Source organism: Nocardia neocaledoniensis (assembly GCF_029868625.1).
GTDB classification, from domain to species: domain Bacteria; phylum Actinomycetota; class Actinomycetes; order Mycobacteriales; family Mycobacteriaceae; genus Nocardia; species Nocardia neocaledoniensis_A.
Genome location: NZ_JARWOJ010000345.1, coordinates 1 through 20,506, shown reverse-complemented (window position 1 = coordinate 20,506; position 20,506 = coordinate 1). Strand labels below are relative to the sequence as shown.

General features: G+C 70.1%; 15 protein-coding genes and 1 pseudogene. 7 read left to right on the top strand and 9 right to left on the bottom strand.

The window, feature by feature from the left end; all coding sequences use genetic code 11:
* Positions 1-121 precede the first annotated feature (121 nt).
* From QH270_RS26880 to QH270_RS26870, 3 genes are all read left to right on the top strand, one after another.
* Complete coding sequence (locus QH270_RS26880) at positions 122-859, top strand: acyltransferase (protein ID WP_280346866.1); 738 nt, start codon at positions 122-124, stop codon at positions 857-859.
* Positions 860-925: 66 nt separating this feature from the next.
* The gene (locus tag QH270_RS26875) at positions 926-1,465 is read left to right on the top strand and encodes a DUF1697 domain-containing protein (protein WP_280346849.1); all 540 of its coding nucleotides are present in this window, start codon (positions 926-928) and stop codon (positions 1,463-1,465) included.
* A gap of 95 nt (positions 1,466-1,560) precedes the next feature.
* The gene (locus tag QH270_RS26870) at positions 1,561-2,250 is read left to right on the top strand and encodes an NUDIX hydrolase (RefSeq protein ID WP_280346848.1); all 690 of its coding nucleotides are present in this window, start codon (positions 1,561-1,563) and stop codon (positions 2,248-2,250) included.
* Here QH270_RS26870 and QH270_RS26865 read toward each other — a convergent pair.
* The 9 genes from QH270_RS26865 to ctaD form a co-directional block, all read right to left on the bottom strand.
* A complete protein-coding gene (locus QH270_RS26865; RefSeq protein WP_280346847.1) occupies positions 2,182-3,540 on the bottom strand; it encodes a THUMP-like domain-containing protein in 1,359 nt (452 codons plus the stop codon). The two genes, QH270_RS26870 and QH270_RS26865, sit on opposite strands and share 69 nt — an antisense overlap.
* Entirely contained in the window at positions 3,541-4,518 is a 978-nt protein-coding gene (locus QH270_RS26860; RefSeq protein ID WP_280346846.1) for a class I SAM-dependent methyltransferase, read from the bottom strand.
* Positions 4,519-4,605: 87 nt separating this feature from the next.
* Positions 4,606-5,382, bottom strand: a complete 777-nt coding sequence (locus QH270_RS26855) for an enoyl-CoA hydratase-related protein (RefSeq protein WP_280346845.1) — start codon at positions 5,380-5,382, stop codon at positions 4,606-4,608.
* Between the two features lie 10 nt (positions 5,383-5,392).
* Positions 5,393-6,199 (bottom strand): NUDIX hydrolase, encoded by an 807-nt coding sequence (locus QH270_RS26850; RefSeq protein ID WP_280346844.1) that lies wholly within the window; start codon positions 6,197-6,199, stop codon positions 5,393-5,395.
* Between the two features lie 141 nt (positions 6,200-6,340).
* Positions 6,341-7,174: an ABC transporter ATP-binding protein gene (locus QH270_RS26845; RefSeq protein ID WP_110036206.1), complete on the bottom strand. Its 834-nt coding sequence runs from the start codon at positions 7,172-7,174 to the stop codon at positions 6,341-6,343.
* Positions 7,175-7,233: 59 nt separating this feature from the next.
* The gene (locus QH270_RS26840; protein ID WP_280346843.1) at positions 7,234-8,013 is read right to left on the bottom strand and encodes a peptidyl-tRNA hydrolase; all 780 of its coding nucleotides are present in this window, start codon (positions 8,011-8,013) and stop codon (positions 7,234-7,236) included.
* A gap of 78 nt (positions 8,014-8,091) precedes the next feature.
* Positions 8,092-8,514 (bottom strand): protease inhibitor I42 family protein, encoded by a 423-nt coding sequence (locus QH270_RS26835; protein ID WP_280346842.1) that lies wholly within the window; start codon positions 8,512-8,514, stop codon positions 8,092-8,094.
* Positions 8,515-8,595: 81 nt separating this feature from the next.
* The gene (gene serB, locus QH270_RS26830) at positions 8,596-9,825 is read right to left on the bottom strand and encodes a phosphoserine phosphatase SerB (protein ID WP_280346865.1); all 1,230 of its coding nucleotides are present in this window, start codon (positions 9,823-9,825) and stop codon (positions 8,596-8,598) included.
* Between the two features lie 82 nt (positions 9,826-9,907).
* Positions 9,908-11,650, bottom strand: a complete 1,743-nt coding sequence (ctaD, locus tag QH270_RS26825) for an aa3-type cytochrome oxidase subunit I (protein ID WP_280346841.1) — start codon at positions 11,648-11,650, stop codon at positions 9,908-9,910.
* 326 nt (positions 11,651-11,976) lie between these two features.
* On the opposite strand from ctaD, the gene QH270_RS26820 reads away from it, so the two are divergent.
* The 4 genes and pseudogenes from QH270_RS26820 to QH270_RS26805 form a co-directional block, all read left to right on the top strand.
* Positions 11,977-12,780 carry a VOC family protein gene (locus tag QH270_RS26820; RefSeq protein ID WP_280346840.1) on the top strand — a complete coding sequence of 268 codons (804 nt, stop codon included), beginning with the start codon at positions 11,977-11,979 and terminating at the stop codon, positions 12,778-12,780.
* A 731-nt stretch (positions 12,781-13,511) separates the two neighbouring features.
* The gene (locus tag QH270_RS26815) at positions 13,512-14,771 is read left to right on the top strand and encodes a PQQ-binding-like beta-propeller repeat protein (RefSeq protein WP_280346839.1); all 1,260 of its coding nucleotides are present in this window, start codon (positions 13,512-13,514) and stop codon (positions 14,769-14,771) included.
* A 181-nt stretch (positions 14,772-14,952) separates the two neighbouring features.
* Positions 14,953-15,366 (top strand): AMP-binding protein, encoded by a 414-nt coding sequence (locus QH270_RS26810; protein WP_280346838.1) that lies wholly within the window; start codon positions 14,953-14,955, stop codon positions 15,364-15,366.
* 146 nt (positions 15,367-15,512) lie between these two features.
* Positions 15,513-20,012 (top strand): annotated as a pseudogene (locus QH270_RS26805) (amino acid adenylation domain-containing protein); the annotation flags it as partial.
* Between the last annotated feature and the right edge of the window lie 494 nt (positions 20,013-20,506).

Genomic DNA, 20,506 nt, shown 5'->3' with positions numbered 1-20,506 from the left:
AGCCGAGGATCGGGGTATCGCACAGTTGCTGTGCGCTCCGAAAGTACTCTGTTTACCCGATGACCGACTCCCCGGGTACCAGGCCCGGCGGATCACGACGGGAGAGTAGTTCGTGACGAGCATGTGGGGCGCGCCGCTGAGCGCGCGCTGGCGTGGATCACGCCGCCGCGATCCGCAGCAGGCACGCTTTCTGACCAGGGATTCGCTGCGCTGGGTGCTCGCCAATCGCGCCTACACTCCCTGGTACCTGGTGCGGTACTACCGGCTGGCCAAGTTCCGGCTCACCAACCCGCACATCGTGCTGCGCGGCATGGTGTTCCTGGGGCGCAATGTGGAGATCCACGCGACCCCGGAACTGGCCCGCATGGAGATCGGCCGCTGGGTGCACATCGGCGACGGCAACGCCATCCGTTGCCACGAGGGTTCGCTGCGCATCGGCGACAAGGTGGTGTTCGGCAAGGACAATGTCGTCAACACCTACCTCGACATCGAGATCGGCGAATCCACGCTGGTCGCCGACTGGTGCTACATCTGCGACTTCGACCACAAGATGGACGACATCACCCTGCCCATCAAGGACCAGGGCATCGTGAAGAGCCCCGTCCGGATCGGCCCGGACACCTGGATCGCGGCCAAGGTGACGGTGCTGCGCGATACCCGCGTCGGCCGTGGCTGTGTGCTCGGCGCGCACGCGGTGGTGCGCGGCGACGTCCCCGACTACAGCATCGCCGTCGGCGCGCCCGCCAAGGTGGTCAAGAACCGCAAGGTCGCCTGGGACGCGAGCGCCGAGGAGCGCGAGGCCTACCTGGCCGCGCTGGCCGATATCGAGCGCAAGAAGAACGCCGCCGCCCAGGCGTGATCGTCCGCCCGCCGACGCGCCGCCATTCGATGGTGCGTGTCGGCGGGGATGGGTACGGTCTGCTTCGTGGAGAGCTATGCGGCGCTGCTGCGGGGCATCATGCCCACGAATCCGAACATGCGGAACGAGAAGTTGCGCGGGGTGTTCGAGGGGCTCGGGTTCACGAAGGTGGCCTCGGTGCTGACGAGCGGCAACATCGTGTTCCGCACCGCCGACGATCCGGCCGACCTCGAGGACCGCATCCAGGAGGGGCTGTCGGCCGAGCTGGGTATCCCTGGCGGCACCATCATCCGCAGCCACCCCGAACTGCGCGCCCTGCTCGACCGCGACCCGTTCGAGGGCCTGCCACACGAACGCGGCTCCTATCTCACGGTCACCTTCTTCAAAGACCGCATGCGCCAGGCGGATACGACGGCCTTCGACGACGATCCACTGACCCGCGTCATCGGCTACGACGCCGACGCCCGCGCCTTCCTCACCGTGATCGACAACAGTACCGGCAAGACACCGGACTTCATGGCCCGCCTCGAGAAGACCTACGGCAAGGACATCACCACCCGCACCTGGCTCACAATCCAGCGCGTGGTGAAGAAGATGGAGTCCTGACTCCGCGGGAGGCGAACGAGAGACCCCGCGCCGCCTGTTCCTGCCTGACGCCGACACGGTAGGGGGCACGCCGGCTGCTGGGGCAAGATCGAGGGGTGAGTCACCCGCACCTCCCGCGCAGCATCGAGGAATTCCGCGCCCTCGCCACCGCCCGGTTGACGGCGTTTCCCCGGATCGCCGTCCCCGATGCCCCGGGCATGCGCCGCGCGGGCGTGACGCTGTGCGTGGTGCCGGGCGCCGGCGACGCTCTCTCGGTGATCGTGATGAAGCGCGCCTACCGCGGTCGCAACGCGGGCCAGTGGGGGTTGCCGGGCGGGCGGCTCGAGCCCGGTGAGACCCCTGAGCTGGCGGCGCTGCGGGAACTGCACGAGGAACTGAATCTGACCGCGAAACCGGCCGATGTGCTCGGCCTGCTCGACGATTTCCCGGCCACCTCCGGCTTCGCGATCACCCCGATCGTGGTCACGGTCGACGACATCGACTCCCTGCGACCCAACCCGGACGAGGTGTTCTCGGTCCACCAGGTCGACCTCGCCCAGCTCGCCGCCGAGGACGTCCCGCACTGGGTGCGCCCCGAACACGCCACCCTCCAGCACGAACTGCGCGGCGATCTCCCGGAGGCGGATGCCGCCGGGCTGCTCCAGATGCGCATCGCCCCGAACATGACCATCCACGCCCCCACCGGCGCCATGCTATGGCAATTCCGCGCGGTCGTGCTACTCGGCCACTCCCCCGCCGATTCCCGGGTCGCCCACTTCACCCAGCCCGACTGGACCAAGCACTGACGTCCAGGGGGCGACCGCGGTGCAGAGGAAGGCGGTGCCGGTGCGGCCGATGCGGGTGAGGACGAGGGTGTAGGGGATGGTGCCGCGTGGCTTGAGTTTCTTGCGGAGGGCGTCGGGGTCGATGTCGACGCCGCGGACCAGGATCTCGAGCGCACCGCAGTCGCGGCGGGCGAGTTCCTGGCGCAGTGTCTTCTCGCGCAGCTCGAAGCGGTCCTCGATGCGGAACCCGCGCATGCCGGCCGGGACCGCGTCGCCGGTGAGGTAGGCGATGTGCGGGTCGAGTTGCCACAGGCCGTGTTTCGCGGCGTAGTGGCGGACCAGGCCCGCGCGGACGACGGCGCCGTCGGGGTCGACGATCCAGTCGCCGGGCGCGCGTTCGGGAATGTCGTCGGGCTCGGCGTCGGTGAGAGTGGTCGCGCCGCCGCGAGAATCGAGGACGGTGGCGCGCCGGGTGACACCGGGTTCCGTGAGCCCGGCCGACCACAGGCACGCTTCCCGGACCGCGCCGTCGAGGGAGACGATCTCGATTTCCCCGTCCCAGCCGAGCCGGTCGAAGTCCAGGCCGGGCGCCGACTTCACCGCGATGTCACGGCCCGGGTAGGCGGCGAGCAGATCGGGCAGTGGGGGTTGGAGTTTCGCCGGATCGTAGGTGCGGCGGCCGTCGGCACGGCGCGCCGGGTCGGCGATGATCACCGTGTCGCGGGTGCTCGGGACGAGGGCATCGGCCTTGGCCAGCACGATGTTTCGGCTACTGTCCGCCACGGTCGACGCTGGTTGTGCGGCGACACCGCCGCTCGGGACGCGGGCGGATTCCTCATCACCGAGGTCCGGCCTGCCCGGGTCGGCGACCGGCGCCGCGAGTGGGCTGACCGCGAGATTGTGCGCGGCCATGGCGAGCCGCACGTCGTCGAGATCGCTGCCGACCACCGCCGGACACACCGGCGCCAACTCAGCGAGCTCGGCGCCGATCGAACAGGTGACATCGTGCACGGCGCGACCGGCCAGCCGCGCGGCCCGGTGCCTGGCGACCGGGGCGGGCGTGGCCTGCTGCAGCGCGTCGTCGGTGAACAGCCACTCGGCGGCCGCTGGCAGCTTCACCCCGGCCTTGCGCCGCAGACGCACCGTCTCGATCAGCGCGGCGGCGTGCTCGGGATGCGAGCGACGCACCCGCTCGATATCGCGCAGGTGCGTCGCGGTGGTCAGCTCCAGCCGGTCGACCTCGGCGAGCGCGGCACGGCCCGCCGCGCTGCCGAGATGGGCGACGTCGTCGCGGCCGAAGCGGTAGCCCACCTACTTCTGCGCCGCGCCCGGCTTCACACCGGTGATCATGGCGTTGTAGAAGAACTCGCGCGGAACGACCTTGCGCAGGACGTTCTCGTCGAGCCAGCTCAGGCCCAGCCAGGCCCGGTACTGCGCCATGCGGTAGCCGATGGTGAGCTTCTCGTCGGGCACGGCGGCCTCGAAGGTGCGCACCGGCCAGCCCCACAGGGCCGCGGCGAACTCCTCGGTGGTGGCCTTCACGTCGACGGCGCCCGCCGACTTCGCCATCTTCTCCAGCTCGGTCGGATCGAAGGTGTGCAGGTCGACGACGGCCTCGAGCGCGGCGGCGCGGGAGGACTCGTCCAGCTCGGTCTGCGGACGACGCCAGCCGGACAGGAACGGCAGCTTGGTGATCTCGGTGGTCACCTTCCAGGTGGCCTGGCCGAGCTTGCGGGCGTAGAAGTTGCCGACCGTGGTGGGCTCACCGGCGAAGACGAAGCGCCCGCCCGGCTTGAGCACGCGCAGGCACTCCTTGAGCGCCAGTTCCACGTCGGGGATGTGGTGCAGCACGGCGTGGCCGCAGACCAGATCGAAGGTGTCGTCGTCGTACGGGATGGTCTCGGCGTCGGCGACCCGGCCGTCGACATCGAGGCCGAGGTGTTCGGCGTTGCGCAGCGCGACCTTCACCATGCCGGGCGAGAGGTCGGTGACCGAACCCTTCTTCGCGATGCCACCCTGCATCAGGTTCAGCAGGAAGAACCCCGTGCCACAGCCGAGCTCGAGCGCACGCTCGTAGGGCAGCGGGGCGGGGCCTACGGCGAGGTCGAACCGGCCGCGGGCATAGGCGATACAGCGTTCGTCATACGAGATCGACCACTTGTCGTCGTACGTCTCGGCTTCCCAGTCGTGATACAGGACCTGGGCGAGCTTGGTGTCCTTGAGCGCTGCTTCGACCTCGGCCTCGGTGGCGTGCGGGTTCGGCGCCGGGTCATCGGGGTGGACCGTCATAACCGCCAAGAGTAATAGGAGACCCTCAGCACGCAATGGGCGGTCTTGGTTCCGGCCGTTCCAATTGGTCGATTGACCGGTCTCAGCTCAGCGTCCGGTGAAAACGGCGCTGTTCGGACCGTCGGCGGCGAAGGCGCGCGTGCCGATGCGGGCGTCGTCGGTCTCGAACAACGCCGACCATTCGGTGACGGCCGCGGAGTGACCGTGCGGACCCGCCTCGAAGACCGCCTTGGCGGCGGCGAGTGCCCGCGGCGCGGCCGTCACGAACTGTTCGGCCCAGCGGCGGGCGGCGGTGAGGACGTCGTCGGGCGCGACGACCTCGTCGACCAGACCGAGCGCCGCGGCCTCCTCGGCGTCGACGAAGCGGCCGGTGTAGACGAGGTCCTTGGCCCGGCTCGCGCCGATCAGCAGCGAGAGCCTGCGGATTCCCGACAGCGGGATCAGGCCGGCCTTGATCTGCGGCAACCCGAGCTTGACATTGTCGCCGACGATCCGGTGATCGGCGCCGAGCGCCAGTTCGAGACCGGCGCCGAGGCAGTAGCCGGTGATCGCGGCGACCGTCGGCTGCGGCACCCGGGTCAGGCAGCCCAGCGCCGCCTGGAGATCGGCCGCCATCGCCGCGGCCTGGCCCGCGTCGAGCTCGGCGAGTTCGCGCATCTCGTCGCCCGCGCTGAACACCCGCTCGTCGCCGTAGACGATGAGCGCGGCGACGCCGGGATGCTCTGCCACCGTGCGTGCGGCGGCAGCGACCTCACGAGCCAGCTGGGCGTCGACCAGGTTCAGTGGCGGACGGTCGATGCGCAGCACCGCCACGCCCCGAGCGGTCGGGTCGGTGGGCAGCTCGATGGTGACGAATTCGGCCATGCGGCCAAACCTACCGGCCGCCGAAACCCGCCTGCTGCGGGAGTTCCGTGAAATACCGTTCGTTGTCCGGGAAGTCCGACAGCGGCCTGCCCTCGGGACCGGGCGAGTACCTGGGCATGATCGGCACGATCTCGCGCTCGGCGGCCAGCACGGCGGTCGTGTCGGCGAATCCGCACAGCGCGTCGAGCTGCGACCAGGTCGGCGGCATCAGCACGTGCTCGCCCGCCCGCCAGCTCGCCAGCGCGGTCTCGGGTGTACACCAGGCGACGTGCGCGGCCTCGGAGGTCGCGCCGTCGGCGATCTGGCCCTGGGGCAGCACCGCCACGAAGAAGTGGGTGTCGTAGCGGCGGGGCTCGGACTCCGGGGTGATCCAGTTCGACCACGGGCGCAGCAGATCGGCGCGCAGTACCAGGCCCTCGGCGGTCAGGAAGTCGGCCAGCGACAGTTCCCGGCGTTCGAGCTTGCCCCTGGCCTCGCGGTAGCGGGTCGAGTCGTCGACCACGGAATCGGCGGTCGGCCCGGCCAGCAACACCCCGCATTCCTCGAAGGTCTCCCGCACCGCGGCGGCGACCAGGGCCTGCGCCGCGGGCTCGTCGGTGCCGAAACGCTTCGCCCACCAGGCCGGTTCGGGACCGGTCCAGGCGATATCGGCGACACCGTCGGTGGCGTCGACCCCGCCGCCGGGGAACACGGTGACGCCGCCGGCGAACGCCATCCCCGACACCCGGCGCTGCAGGAACACCTCGAGGCCCGCGACACCGTCGCGCACCAGCATCACCGTCGACGCGGCCCGTGCGGGCACCCCGGACTCACTCATACCGTTCCTCTCCACCGCCTGCTCGCCGAGCCGACCACCGCCGACCCGGCCTTCCAGCACCATAGCGCCCAGTTGGTTCGCTCTGCGAACTATTCAGCAGGGCGGGCGGGACGCGAGATCCGGCGCATCCCACTGAGTGGGTCAGGCCCTGCGGTGCTGCCCCGCGCGGCGAGCCCGGCGGGCGAACCAGCGGCCGTCGACCCGGTCCAGCGCGATGGACTGGCTGAACGCGGCGCTGAGGTTCTCGGCGGTGAGCACGTCCTCGAGCAGCCCCTGCCCCACCACCTCGCCCTCCTTGAGCAGCAGGGCGTGGGTGAAGCCGGGCGGGATCTCCTCCACGTGATGGGTCACCAGGACCATCGCGGGCGCGTCGGGATCGGCGGCCAGATTGCCGAGCCGCTCCACGAGCTCCTCGCGTCCGCCCAGGTCGAGGCCCGCGGCGGGCTCGTCGAGCAGCAGCAGTTCCGGATCGGTCATCAGGGCGCGGGCGATCAGCACGCGCTTGCGTTCGCCCTCGGACAGGGTGCCGTAGGTGCGATCGGAAAGATGTTCGGCGCCCAGGGTTTCCAGCATGTCGATGGCGCGTTCGGTGTCGATCTCGTCGTAGCGCTCCCGCCACCGGCCCAGCACCGCGTACCCGGCCGACACGACCAGATCACTGACCTTCTCGTCGACGGGGATGCGGCTGGCGACCGCGGCCGAGGACAGCCCGATGCGCGGGCGCAGTTCGGTGACATCGACGCGACCGAGCGTCTCCCCCAACAGGTTCGCCGCGCCCGAGGTCGGATGGACCTCGGCGGCGGCCATTCTCAGCAGCGAGGTCTTGCCCGCCCCGTTCGGGCCGAGCACCACCCAGCGTTCGTCGAGTTCGACTTGCCAGCTGACCGGGCCCACGAGCGTTCGGCCCGAGCGGCGGATGGTCACGTCGGAGAAGTCGATGAGCAGATCGGGATCGGGTTGCGACACGCGCTCCATCTTGGCCCACCGGAGCCGTCAGTGGAACGACCGGCCCGCGTGGGATTCGTCGCCGCTGGTCAGGCGGTGCCCGGCACCGCGATCACCGTCATCGAGCCGGGCGCCACCTCGGTGAAACCCGCGTCGCGCACGGCCACCGCCCGGCCCGCCGACACCTCGGCGACCAGGCCCGGCCACCGGTCGGATCCGGCATCGCGCACCGCGCACCGGAATTCGCGCTCGGCCCAGGCCGCGGCCGCCGCCACCGGCAATGCCCCCGCCAGCAACATGCTCGCGTGCCCGACCTGCGCGGCCGCCTTGCCGACCGACATCTCCAGCGCCGCGTTCACCCACAGCACGGGCAGTTCCGGATCGGGCGGGCCGGGTTCGTCGTGGTCGAGATCGGTGCCGCCGATCTGGAGTTTGCGGATCCGCTGGTCGATCGCGCCGACCGGGCCGGGCACGAAGGCGCGGGCCTGCGCCCCGTCGACCTCGATCGTCACCCCGTCGACCGCGCCCGCGGCCAGCCACTGCGCGCCACGGGCCCGCCGCGCGACCTTCCTGATCCTGGACAGCTTCCACGCCAGGTACCGCGCTTCCCACTCCCCGCCCGGCCCCGAGCGTGGATCCAGGCACACCGCGACCGCGGCGGCCGCGGCGGCTTCCAGCAGGGCGCTGCGGGCCGGCGGATCGGCCTTGGGGATGTGCAGGACCATCTGCATGGCCTGCACCATGGCCGGGTCGTCGGGATCGCCGTTGCCGCCGTAGCCGCGCGCCAATTCGGCGTGGCGGAGCGCGAATTCGGCCGCGTCGTCGCGCGCCTCCGCCTCGGTCTCCACGCTCAGTTCCCCACTGCCCATGCCACAACACCCGATTCGATCGACACCACCACTGCCGACCAGCCTATCTGCGCCGCCGGTGACGGCTCTCGACCGGCACTAGGCCACCCGCACAGTGATGACGAACTCCGGCCCCGGCTCGATCGGCGCCTCGCTCGCCGGTCCGTAGGCGAATTGGATGGTCGAGGCCCCCGGACCGACGCCGAGGAACGGCCACACCATGCTGGTGCCGTCCGACACCGGCGGCTCTGGCGCGAGCACACCGCGCTCGATGTTCACCGGCGTCCACGAGTCGGCGTCGTTCGAGTTCTGCGGCAACCGGACCAGCAGTCGCTGGCCGAGTTCGAGGGCGACGGTGCTGCCGTTGAACCGCTCGTCGACCTCGACCGGTCCGGCGGCGCTCCGCGGCGCCGCGGCCGGCAACCGGATCGTGGTCGAGGACAGGCGGTCGGCGGGGTCGTCGTCGTCTCCGCACCCGGTGACGGCCACCGCCACACAGACCGCGAGCAGGATTTTCCGCATGGCACGCTCCCAACGCCGAAGGACACCCTGCGCTGGAGGCTAACGCCGCGACCGGGTTTCGCCGGTCGCGACGCGCCAGGGCTACCTGCCGAGCAGCGGGACCCGGCGCACGCCGCCGTCGCGCGCGTCGGCGGCCTCGACCTCGTCGCGGGTCACGCCGAGGATGAACAGCACCGCGTCCAGGTAGGGATGCGACAGGGCCGTGTCGGCCACCTCGCGCAGCGCGGGCTTGGCGTTGAACGCGACGCCCAGCCCGGCGGCGTTGAGCATGTCGATGTCGTTGGCGCCGTCGCCCACGGCCACGGTCTGCTCCATCGGCACCCCCGCGTCGGCGGCGAACTTGCGCAGCGCGGTGGCCTTGAACGCCCGGTCGACGATCTCGCCGACGACCCGGCCGGTGAGCTTGCCGTCGACGATCTCGAGCGTGTTGGCCTGTACGAAATCGAGTTCCAGCTCGTGCGCGAGCGGCTCGATGACCTGTCGGAAACCGCCCGAGACCACGCCGCAGCGGAACCCGATCCGGCGCAGGGTGCGGATGGTGGTGCGCGCGCCAGGGGTGAGCTCGATGCGGTCGGCGACCTCCTCGATCACCGACTCGTCGAGGCCTTCCAGGGTGGCCACGCGCTGACGCAGCGACTCGGCGAAGTCCAGTTCGCCGCGCATGGCGGCCTCGGTGACCTCGCGGACCTGGTCCTCGACGCCGGCGTGCGCGGCCAGCATCTCGATGACCTCGCCCTGGATCAGGGTGGAGTCCACGTCGAACACGATGAGCCGCTTGGCCCGCCGGGCCAGCCCCGCCCGCTCGACCGCGATGTCGACCTGCTCGGCGACCGCCACGTCGGCCAGCGCGGTGCGCAGCCGGGAGTCGGTGTCGGCGCCGGTGTCGGTCGCGGTGACCATCAGTTCCATGCCGGTCACCGGGTAGTCGGCGATGCCGCGGATGGTGTCGATATTGGCACCGAGGGCGGCCAGGATGCGCGAGATCGCGCTGAACGCGTGCGCGGTGACCGGGGCGCCGAGCACGACGACGGCGTGCGTCGACATCGGCGGCTTGCCGATCTGCGCGTCGACGGAGACGTCGACCTGCATGCCGACGGTGTTCATCGCCTCTTCGAGGTCGTCCTGCAGCGCCTCGGCGTCGTTGGGGCACGACACCAGCACGCCGAGGGTGAGGCGGCCCCTGATGACGACCTGTTCCACGTCCAGCAGGCTCACCTGGTGCTTGGACAGCGCCGTCAGCAGTACGGACGTGACGCCGGGTCGGTCGGGGCCGGTGACGGTCACGAGAACTGTGGTGTCGGCCAAGTCGATCTGCTCCGTTCGATTACCCACAAAAAGAGTGTGCACCCGCTGGTGAACCCAGCAGGTGCACACCCTCGTCTTACGGTGTTTTCTACTTCTTCGCGAGCGCGCCTTCGGTGACGTGCGTGGCGTGCTTACCCGAGCCCCAGCCCACGTGCGCTTCGGCCTTCATGCGCTCGATCATGTGCGGGTAGTGCAGCTCGAACGCCGGACGCTCCGAACGGATGCGCGGCAGCTCGTAGAAGTTGTGCCGCGGCGGCGGGCAGGTGGTGGCCCACTCGAGGGAGTTGCCGTAGCCCCACGGGTCGTCCACCGTGACGACCTCGCCGTAGCGGTAGCTCTTGAAGGTGTTCCACACGAACGGCAGCATCGAGGAGCCAAGGATGAAGGCGCCGATGGTGGAGATCGTGTTCAGCGTGGTGAAGCCGTCGCTGGGCAGGTAGTCGGCGTAGCGACGCGGCATGCCCTCGGCGCCCAGCCAGTGCTGCACCAGGAAGGTGGTGTGGAAGCCGACGAAGGTGGTCCAGAAGTGCCACTTCGCCAGGCGCTCGTCCATCATGCGGCCGGTGATCTTCGGGAACCAGAAGTAGATACCCGCGAAGGTGGCGAACACGATGGTGCCGAAGAGCACGTAGTGGAAGTGCGCGACGACGAAGTACGAGTCGGTGACGTGGAAGTCCAGCGGCGGCGAGGCCAGGATGACGCCCGACAGACCACCGAAGAGGAAGGTCACCAGGAAGCCGATCGACCACAGCATCGGAGATTCGAACGTCAGCTGACCGCGCCACATGGTGCCGATCCAGTTGAAGAACTTCACACCGGTCGGGACCGCGATGAGGAAGGTCATGAAGGAGAAGTACGGCAGCAGCACGGCGCCGGTGGCGTACATGTGGTGCGCCCACACGGCGATGGACAGCGCGGCGATACCGAGGGTCGCGTAGACCAGCGTGGTGTAACCGAAGATCGGCTTACGGCTGAAGACCGGGAAGATCTCGGAGACGATGCCGAAGAACGGCAGCGCGATGATGTACACCTCGGGGTGGCCGAAGAACCAGAACAGGTGCTGGTAGAGCAGGATGCCGCCGGTGGCCGGGTCGTAGATGTGGCCGCCCAGGTGGCGGTCGTAGGCCAGACCGAACAGCGCCGCGGTCAGCAGCGGGAAGGCCAGCAGCACCAGGACCGAGGTCACCGCGATGTTCCAGGTGAAGATCGGCATGCGGAACATGGTCATACCGGGCGCGCGCAGGCAGACCACGGTGGTGAGCATGTTGACGCCACCGAGGATGGTGCCCAGACCGGACACGGCCAGGCCCAGGATCCACAGGTCGGTGCCGACACCGGGCGAGTGCAGGATGTCGGTCAGCGGCACGTACGCCGTCCAGCCGAAGTCCGCCGCGCCACCGGGGGTCACGAAGCCCGCCGTCGCCATGGTGCCGCCGAACAGGTACAGCCAGTAGCTGAACGCGTTCAGTCGCGGGAAGGCGACGTCGGGGGCGCCGATCTGCAGCGGCAGGATGATGTTGGCGAAGCCGAACACGATCGCCGTCGCGTAGAACAGCAGCATGATCGTGCCGTGCATGGTGAACAGCTGGTTGAACTGCTCGGGCGAGAGGAACTGCAGACCCGGGCGCGCCAGCTCGGCGCGCATGAGCAGCGCCATGAGGCCGCCGACCAGGAAGAAGCTGATCGCCGTCACCAGGTACATGGTGCCGAGCACCTTGGGGTCGGTGGTGGTGACCGCCTTGTACAGGAACGAGCCCTTGGGCCCGGTCCGAGCAGGATACGGTCGAGTCGCTTCCAACTGAGGGACTGGCCTGGGCTCTACCGCAGTCACTGATCCTCCTGAAGATGCCTGTACGTCACTCGCGGGCTCTCCGTCCTCGGGCCAGAGGCAGACGACGGTCAGCATGCGTTGGAGTGAATCGTAAACCGTGCTGCCGCAGCACGACGCGCGGGTCCTACTCTGTGTCGTATTCAGCGCGCCGTAGACGATCTGCGGCGTGTCGAACCGACGCCGTTCTCGATCTTCCTCCGCAGGTCGCGCGGGTGCAACGGATGTCGCCGATGACTTTTCTGCCATGCGGGCGTCATGATCGATGACGGTGGGTGCGCGCCGCCACCGTCTCTGTCGAGCCAGTCCCCCGCAGCCGAGGAGTCGCCATGTCCGTCACCCGCCAACCCGGTGATCCCACCTGGGTCGATCTCTACACCGCCGATCTCGACCGCGCCATCGCCTTCTACGGCGAGCTGTTCGGCTGGACCGCCGAACGCGGCGGCGAGGAATTCGGCGGGTACACCACGCTGCGCAAGGACGGCAAGGCCGTCGCCGGCGCGATGAACCGGATGCCCGACGACGGCGATCCGTTCCCCGATCGCTGGACGGTGTACCTGTCCTCGCTCGACGCCGCGGCCACGACCAGGCGGGCGGAGAACGGGGGCGGCAATGTGATCGTCGAGCCGATGGCGGTCGGCGAGCTGGGCACGATGGCGGTGCTGGCCGATGTCGGCGGGGTGGGCGTCGGCGTCTGGCAGGCCGATCAGTTCCCGGGGTTCGAGGCGATCGGTGAGGTCGGCGGCGGCGTCTGGAGCGAGCACGCCGGGGTGCCGTCGTGGTTCGAGCTGATGACCCGCTCCTACGAGTCCTCGCTGTCGTTCTACCGCGAGGTCTTCGGCTGGAACGACGCGTTCACCGTCGCCGACTCCCCCGAGTTCCGCTACACCACCATCCACGCCACCTCGCCGATGCGCGGCGGCGTGATGGACGGCGGCGGCCACCTCCCCGAGGGCGTCCCCGGCGCCTGGACCGTCTACTTCGGCGCCGACGACGTCGACAAGACCGCCGAGCACGCCGAGGCCCTCGGCGGCACCGTCGTCTTCGACCCGATGGACACCCCCTACGGCCGCATGGCCGGCCTCACCGACCCCACCGGCGCCCACTTCAGCATCGGCGGCAACCCCCGATGAGCGTGGTGGCGGTGCGTTGTCGGCATCGCCACGACGAGCGCTAGTCTCGACGCGACACCCGGGGGTGGTGTCGATCGAGTCTTCTTCGGGGGGAACATGTCCGACGATCCGTCCATCGATCGCGCCCGTTCGCGGAGTGCGCTGCCGATCCTCGCCGGGGTGGTCGGTGCCGTGCTTCTCGCCGGTGGTGTCGTGCTCGCGCTGTACAGCCAGTTCGTCGCGGCGCCGATTCCGGTGCCGTTGGACGACGACGACGCGGAAACCCGCGAATTCCCCCTCCACCTCGTCCGGGGTTCCCTCGTCCTCGCTGGAGTGGTCGTACTGGTCGGGGCCGCGGTGCTCATAGGGACTGCGGTACTGGCCCGTAAGCACCGCGGTGACGAGCGCGTCGCGGGTTTCACCGCCGGTGGCGTGCTCGCGATGGTGGCGGTCCTCATCGGTGGCATCGCGTTCGCGGTCACCGCGCACATCCCGTCGACGTATCAGCGACTCACCTCGATCTTCGTCGCCACACCGCGGGTGCCGTCCGCCATCGCCGCGCTGGCCCTCGTTCTCCTCGGCGCGGCGCTGGTCTTCGTGCTCGTGGCGACGCCCCCCCCCCCCCCGGCCCCCCCGGGGGGGGGGGCGGGGGGCGGGGCGCGGGGCGGCCGAGCACGGGGGCGCCCCCCCCCCCGGCGCGGGCGGGGCGGCCCCGACGGTGGGCGCTGGCGGGGGCGGTCGTCGTCGGCATCGTGCCGGTGCTCGCCGCCGCCGGGATCGCGGTCCGGCTGGGTGACGACACGAGCTCGATCGATCGAGCCACCGCCGGGCCCCGCCCGGACATTGCCACGCCAGCGGTGCTCGGGCCGGAGCAGTTCCGCTTGCGGCTTCCGGCGGAACCTGATCGGCCCGGCTCCCGAATCATCGTCACCGGCAACGGATTCGTCGTCTCGGCCCGGGATGGCATCACGATGTACGACGGTGCGACAGGGACCGCGCGCTGGCACTACCGCCGTCTCGGCGTCGGGTCCGACGACGTCGCGAACGTGCCGAGAATGACCGTTGCCCTGCGCGGCGAGAACGCCGTGCTGACCTACTGGGAGAAGCGCGGCTGGCTGGCCTTCGACACCGCCACCGGCGAACTCCTCTGGACTGCGACGGATCTTCTCGCCGACAACGACCTCATCGACCGCATAGTGCGGGGGAACCTGTTCGCCCTCAGCGAGCCCATCGTGCGGGGGAACCTGCTCGCCTTCACCTCCCACCGCGGGACGGTGATTCGGGTCGACGCCAGGACCGGCCGCACCCTGTGGAGCTCCCCGCCGGAAGCGTCCGGGTGCGCCGCCGCACTGCAGCGTGTCGTCGCCACCATGACCGCGATCTACCGAGTCGAGTTCTGCGGTTCCGGCGACAGCGGCGCGGTGGTCATCACCGAGCTCGATGATGAATCCGGCGCGATACGCGACCAGCGCAGTTTTCCCGCTCCGAAGAGGCGAACGCCCTGCTATGGCGACGTCCAGGTGCGCGACAGCGGGTTCGTCTGGACAACGTGCAGCCACGACGACGGCGAGACCGAAATTCTCCTCCCGCCGAACGGCTCGTTGGCCTCGGCTGTGGTCGTATCGAGCGACAAATACCCCCGTGTGCTCGCGGCGGACAACGACATCCTGATCAATTCAGCCCTCCCGGACGATCCTGAGGGCGGGTGGGCGGTCCTGTCGGCGGCCGACGGCATACACACGACCGAGCTCGATCGAGCATCGGTCGGGGAGCACGCGCAGTTCACCCGCGCGACCGCGATGCTCGCCGACCAGGTAGTCGTCGTCACCCGTCGGAACAATGAGTACACGCTGCGAACATGGGACAAGCGGACCGGCCTTCCGGGTCAGGCCAGGCCGGTCACCGTGCCACCGGAGACCGTGGGTCTGCGATGGATCACCCTCGGGGGCTCGCTCGTGCTGATCGCGACCGATCACGACTACCGCGACATCGAGATCATCGGCTTCGGTTGACACCTCGTCCGGTATTCGCGGAACGAGAACACCCGCCGCCGGGTTCATCACCTTGGGGTGGGAATGACGCCCCCTGGGAGTCGGCTCCCCAACGCTGGGGTTCCTGTCGGGGAAGGCGCTCGGGGACGAGATTGGAGGTGTACCGAAAAACACCGCCGACTCGCCCTCGAGGAGACACCCGATGAGCACTCTGGTCACCGCCGACAATGTCATCCAGCTGCCGCGCAGGCAGTCCGGCGCCTCGGTCGCCGACGGACATCTCGCCGACGCCGACCTGGACCGCTGGGCCAACCGCCTGGCCCGGCTGCTGCTCACCCGGGGTGCCGCGATCGGCGACCGGATCGCGCTGGCGATCGACGCCGACATCGAGGCGATCGTCGCCGCGGCCGCGGTGCGCAAGATCGGCGCGACGCCCGTCGCGGCGGACGCGTCGGCCGCCCAGGACGCCCGTTTCGGGATCACCACCGCCGACCGCAGGCCCGAACTCACCGACGCGATCGACTGGCTGGTCCTCGACGACCGCTGGACGCTGCAGCGCTACCTGGTCAGCTCGGACGCGCCGCTGTCCATCACGGATCTGCGCGCGGCTTCCTGAACCTGTTCCCGTCAGGTCCCCACAGGTTCAGAATGGATCTTGTGAGTGCGCAGCGGCGAGCACTACCTCCCCGTAGGTAGCGACCCGTCCGGGTCGGGGACCCATGGTGAACACCTAACTCCACACCTGAGAACGCAGGTCTGCTCATGACCCAGTCTTCCTCGCGTGCGTCGACGGCCGAGGCCACCCTTCCCCTGTCCGCCGCCCAGCGTGGCATCTGGTTCGCCCAGCACATCGCGGGTGACACCCCCATCTCCATCGCCCAGTACGTCGAGCTGACCGGCCCGGTCGATCACGCGGCGCTCACCGAGGCCGTGCGGCGCACCGGGCGGGAGTTCGGCACGGGGTACGTGCGGCTGGTCGACGTCGACGGCGAGCCGCGTCAGCTCGTCGACCTCTCCCTCGACGACGACGTCGCCGAACTGGACTTCCGGAACGAACCGGACCCGGAGGCCGCCGCCAACGCCTGGATGCGCGCGGAGTACTCCGCCCCGCTCGATGTGATGACCGACCGGCTGGTCCGCGTCGCGTTGCTGCGGGTCACCGAGGACCGCTGGTTCTGGTACGCGCGGATGCACCACATCGTGCTGGACGGGATGGGCGCGCTCGCGCTGGTCCAGCGGACCGGGGAGCTGTACAACGCCATCGTCGAGGGCCGCGAGGCGCCGCAGGCCAAGGCCGAGCCGCTGTCGAAGATCGTCGAGGCCGACCTGGCGTACCGGACCTCCGAGCGGTTCGCGGCCGATCGCGAGTACTGGCGCACGCACCTGGCCGGAATGGCCGACCCGGTGACCCTCGCCGGTCGGGAGGCTCCCGTCGACGCCCATCCGGTCCGGGTGTCGGGCGCGCTGCCCGCGGACACGGCCGCGCTGCTCGATACCGTCGCGGCGAAGGTGAATTCGGGGGTGGCGCCGACGGTGGTGGCCGCGTTCGGCGCGTATCTCGCGGCGATGACGGGCGCGTCGGAGGTGGTGCTGAGTCTGCCCGTGTCGGCCAGGACCTCGGCGACGCTGCGCCGGTCCGGCGGCATGCTCGCCAATGTCGTCCCGCTGCGCGTCGCCCTGGATCCGACCACGACGGTGGCCGCCGCGATCCTCGCCGTGCAGGGCGAGCTGACCGGCGCGCTGCGCCGTCAGCGGTACCGGCAGGAGGACATCGTCCGCGATCTGGGCTGGTCGATGGACGAGGCGGCCTCGTTCGGGCCCGCCGTGAATCTCATGATGGTCGACACCAGGATCGCGCTGGGCCCGGTGGTGGGCCGCCTGCACGTCCTCACCTCGGGTCTCATCGACGACCTGTTCGTCAATCTGTATCCGGGTGTGGGCGGCGAGAGCACCCACATCGATCTGCAAGGCAACGGCAATCTGTACAGTCCGGCCGAGCTGGCGGTCCATCACGAGCGGTTCCTGCTGTTCCTGCACCGATTCCTGGCCGCCGGACCGGATGCGCCGCTGTCCACGGTGCCCGTATTGTCCGCCGACGAGCAGGCGCTCTCGGTGCCGGCGCGGGGTCCGGCGGGCGTCGCGCCACGCACCCTGCCCGACATCCTGGCGACGGGCGCGGCCGTCGACCCGGACGCCATCGCCCTGCGCTGGGGCGACGGTGACACGCTCACCTACCGCGCGCTGGACGAGTTCACGAACCGGCTGGCCCGCGTGCTCATCGCCGCGGGCGCGGGCCCGGAACACGGTGTGGCGCTCTCGATTCCCCGCTCCGCCGATTCGGTGCTGGCCACCGTCGCGGTGGCGAAGACGGGCGCGCCGTTCGTGCCGATCGATCCGACCTATCCGGCCGACCGGATCGAGCACATGGTCGGTGACAGCGGCGTGGTCGGCGGAGTGACGGTAGCGCAAGCGCGGAAGTCTCTGCCGGACAACGTTTCCTGGCTCTGCCTCGACGACGAGTCCATGATCCGGCGGATCGCCGAGCAGGATGCCGGACCGCTCACCGATGCCGAACGGCGCGGTGCGCTGCACCTGGATCAGGCGGCCTACATCATCTACACGTCGGGCTCGACCGGCCTGCCCAAGGGCGTGCTGGTGTCGCATCGCGGCCTGGCCAATCTCGTGGCGGGTTCGAGTGCGGGGTTCGGTGTCACGTCGAGTTCGGTTGTCGCGCACGCTGTCTCGCCGAGTTTCGACATCTCCGTCGAGGAGATCCTGGTGGCGCTCGCGAGCGGCGCCGCGCTGGCGATCGTGCCGCCGTCGGCGTACGCGGGCGAGGACATGGCGCAGGTGCTGCGCGCGCATCGGGTCACCCATCTCAATGTCACACCGGCGGTGGTCGGTTCACTGGACCCGGCGACGCTGCCCGACCTGCGCACCATCGTGGTCGGCGGCGACGCCTGCCCGCCGGAGCTGGTGTCGAAGTGGTCGGACCGCGTGCTGCTCAACGGGTACGGGCCCACCGAGACCACGATCACCACCACGCTGAGCGATCCGCTGACGCCGGGGGCGCCGATGACCATCGGCGGGCTCGTCCGCGGTGTCACCGGGCTGGTGCTCGATCCGTGGCTGCGTCCGGTCGCGCCGGGCAGCCTGGGCGAGCTGTATCTCGCCGGCCCCGGGGTGGCGCGCGGGTATCACCGTCGCAGCGGGTTGACGGCGAGCAGGTTCGTCCCGAATCCGCATGCGCCGGGTGAGCGGATGTACCGGACGGGCGATCTCGTCCGGTGGACGGCGTCCGACGGCCGGCTCACCCTGGCCTACCAGGGTCGCAGCGATTTCCAGGTGAAGGTACGCGGGTTCCGGATCGAGCTGGGCGAGATCGATGCCGCGCTGCAGCGGCTGCCCGAGATCGATTTCGCGATCACCCTCGGCGTGGAGTCGCCGTCGGGCGCGACGGCACTGGTGTCGTATGTGACGGCGGCGCCGGGCGCGCAGGTCCATCCCGAGGCGGTGAAAGCCGCTGTCGGCGAGCGGCTTCCGGCGTACATGGTTCCGTCGGTGGTGATGGTGCTCGATCGGGTGCCACTGACCCCGCTGGGCAAGGTCGACCGCAAGGCACTGCCCGCACCGGACTTCAGCGCCAGAGCGGTCGAGCTGCGGGCGCCATCGAACCCCCGTGAGCAACTCCTGGCCGGCCTGTTCGCCGACGTCCTCGGGCTGGACGTGGTCGGTGTCGACGAGAGCTTCTTCGCGCTCGGCGGTGACAGCATCGTCTCCATCCAGCTGGTTTCCCGCGCCAAGGCAGCCGGACTGGCCTTCAGTGCCCGTGATGTCTTCGAGCGCAAGACCGTCGCGGCCCTGGCGGCGGTCGCCACCACCGCCGAAGCCACGGTGGTACACGAATTGCCCGGCGGCGGTGTCGGTTCGGTGGAACTCACCCCGATCGTGCACGCCATGCTCGAACACGGCGACACCTGGCACCGCTACGCCCAAGCTGTCCTCATCGGCCTGCCCGAAGGCACCGATCGCGCGGCACTGACTACGGCGATCCAGGCACTCACCGAGCACCACGACCTGCTCCGCTCGTCACTGCGACAGGTCGACGGTCGCTGGGAATGGAGTGTGTCCGAGCGAGGTTCGGTCGATGCCGGCCAGCTGATCGAGGTCGTCCACGCACCGGCGGGCGACGACACCGATCCCAGCGCGGTATCGCCCGGCGACGCGATCGACCACGCACTCCAGCAGGCCGCCGACCGCCTCGACCCCGCCTCCGGTGTCGTCGCCCGGTACGTCCTGATCGAACGGCCGGATGACTCACCCCTGTGCTGGCTGGTTCTGCACCACCTCGTCACCGATGGCGTCTCGTGGCGAATCCTGCTGCCCGACTTGGCCAGCGCCGCCTACGGCGGCACGCTCGATCCGGTCGGCACCTCGTTCCGCCGCTGGGCGCACAGCCAGCCCGAGCAGGCGACGGCGCGGCGCGGCGAATTGGCTTTGTGGCAAAGGATTCTCGCCACTCCCGACACCGCGTACGGCAGCGACGCCTTCGACCCGGCACGTGACACCGTCGCCACCATGGCGCAGTGCCGCACGACGATCCCGGCCGAGCTCGCGCACTCGGTACTCACCACCGTGCCGGAGCGATTCCATTGCGGCGCCGACGATGTGCTGCTCGCCGCGCTCGCGCTGGCGGTGTGCCGGTGGCGCGAGCGCACCGGCGCGCTGCTGACACTGGAGGGCCACGGGCGCGACGAATCCCTGCTGCCCGGCGCGGATGTCGCGCGCACGATCGGCTGGTTCACCAGTGTCTACCCGGTCGCGGTCGACCTGACCGGGATCGACCTCGCCGACGCGTTCGCCGGCGGCCGGTCGGCGGGATCAGCGATCAAGACCACCAAGGAGCAGCTGCGCGCGATCCCGGACCGAGGAGTCGGTTACGGTCTGCTCCGCTACCTCGACGACGAGACCGCGCTGGCACTCGCCGACGCCCCGACACCGCAGCTGAGCTTCAACTACCTCGGCCGCGCGGTGACCGGCGGCACCGATCCGTGGATCCCGCGCCGCTTCGCCGCGACCAACGACGACGACGCGCCCCTGGCCGCGGTCGTCGACATCAATGCCGTGCACACCGACGCGGGTCTCGAGGTCACCTGGGCCTTCGCGAGCCGGTTGCTCGACGAGACCGCCGTGCGGGAGCTGGCCGATCTCTGGTCCGCCGCGCTCGACGCGCTGGTCACCCATACGGGCGGCGCCGACTCGGGCGGCCGCTCCCCGTCGGACTTCCCCCTGGTCACGCTCGACCAGGCGCAGATCGAGCGGTGGGAGCACGCCTACCCTCAGCTCGCGGACGTCTGGCCGCTGTCCCCGCTGCAATACGGCCTACTCTTCCACGCCCTCTACGACTCCGACACCGCCGACGGCTACACGGTGCAGTCCCTGCTCACCCTCGCGGGCACGGTCGACGCCCCCCCCATGCGCCGCGCGGCCCACCGGCGGCGCCTCCCCCCCCACCACCAGCGTCATCGCCTGCCGGTACCCGAAGCCCATGGCCCGCGCCGCCTCGAGCTGGCCGGCCTCCACCGACTGGATGCCCGAACGGAAGATCTCCCCGATGTAGGCACGTTCCCAGACGCGGTGCTGCAGCGGGAACAGGAACGGCACCGGATGGACCAGGTGCGGGGCGAGCGTGTTCAGCAGCAGCCCACGCTCTTTCAGCGCCTCGCGTACCAGCGCGAAGTCCAGTTGCTCGAGGT

Excerpts from the sequence above, each read along its gene's own strand:
- QH270_RS26850 (WP_280346844.1), bottom strand. The coding sequence starts at position 6,199 with ATGAGTGAGTCCGGGGTGCCCGCACGGGCCGCGTCGACGGTGATGCTG.
- QH270_RS26820 (WP_280346840.1), top strand. The coding sequence starts at position 11,977 with ATGTCCGTCACCCGCCAACCCGGTGATCCCACCTGGGTCGATCTCTAC.
- QH270_RS26840 (WP_280346843.1), bottom strand. The coding sequence starts at position 8,013 with ATGGGCAGTGGGGAACTGAGCGTGGAGACCGAGGCGGAGGCGCGCGAC.
- QH270_RS26880 (WP_280346866.1), top strand. The coding sequence starts at position 122 with ATGTGGGGCGCGCCGCTGAGCGCGCGCTGGCGTGGATCACGCCGCCGC.
- QH270_RS26860 (WP_280346846.1), bottom strand. The coding sequence starts at position 4,518 with ATGACGGTCCACCCCGATGACCCGGCGCCGAACCCGCACGCCACCGAG.
- QH270_RS26845 (WP_110036206.1), bottom strand. The coding sequence starts at position 7,174 with ATGGAGCGCGTGTCGCAACCCGATCCCGATCTGCTCATCGACTTCTCC.
- QH270_RS26855 (WP_280346845.1), bottom strand. The coding sequence starts at position 5,382 with ATGGCCGAATTCGTCACCATCGAGCTGCCCACCGACCCGACCGCTCGG.
- QH270_RS26835 (WP_280346842.1), bottom strand. The coding sequence starts at position 8,514 with ATGCGGAAAATCCTGCTCGCGGTCTGTGTGGCGGTGGCCGTCACCGGG.
- QH270_RS26810 (WP_280346838.1), top strand. The coding sequence starts at position 14,953 with ATGAGCACTCTGGTCACCGCCGACAATGTCATCCAGCTGCCGCGCAGG.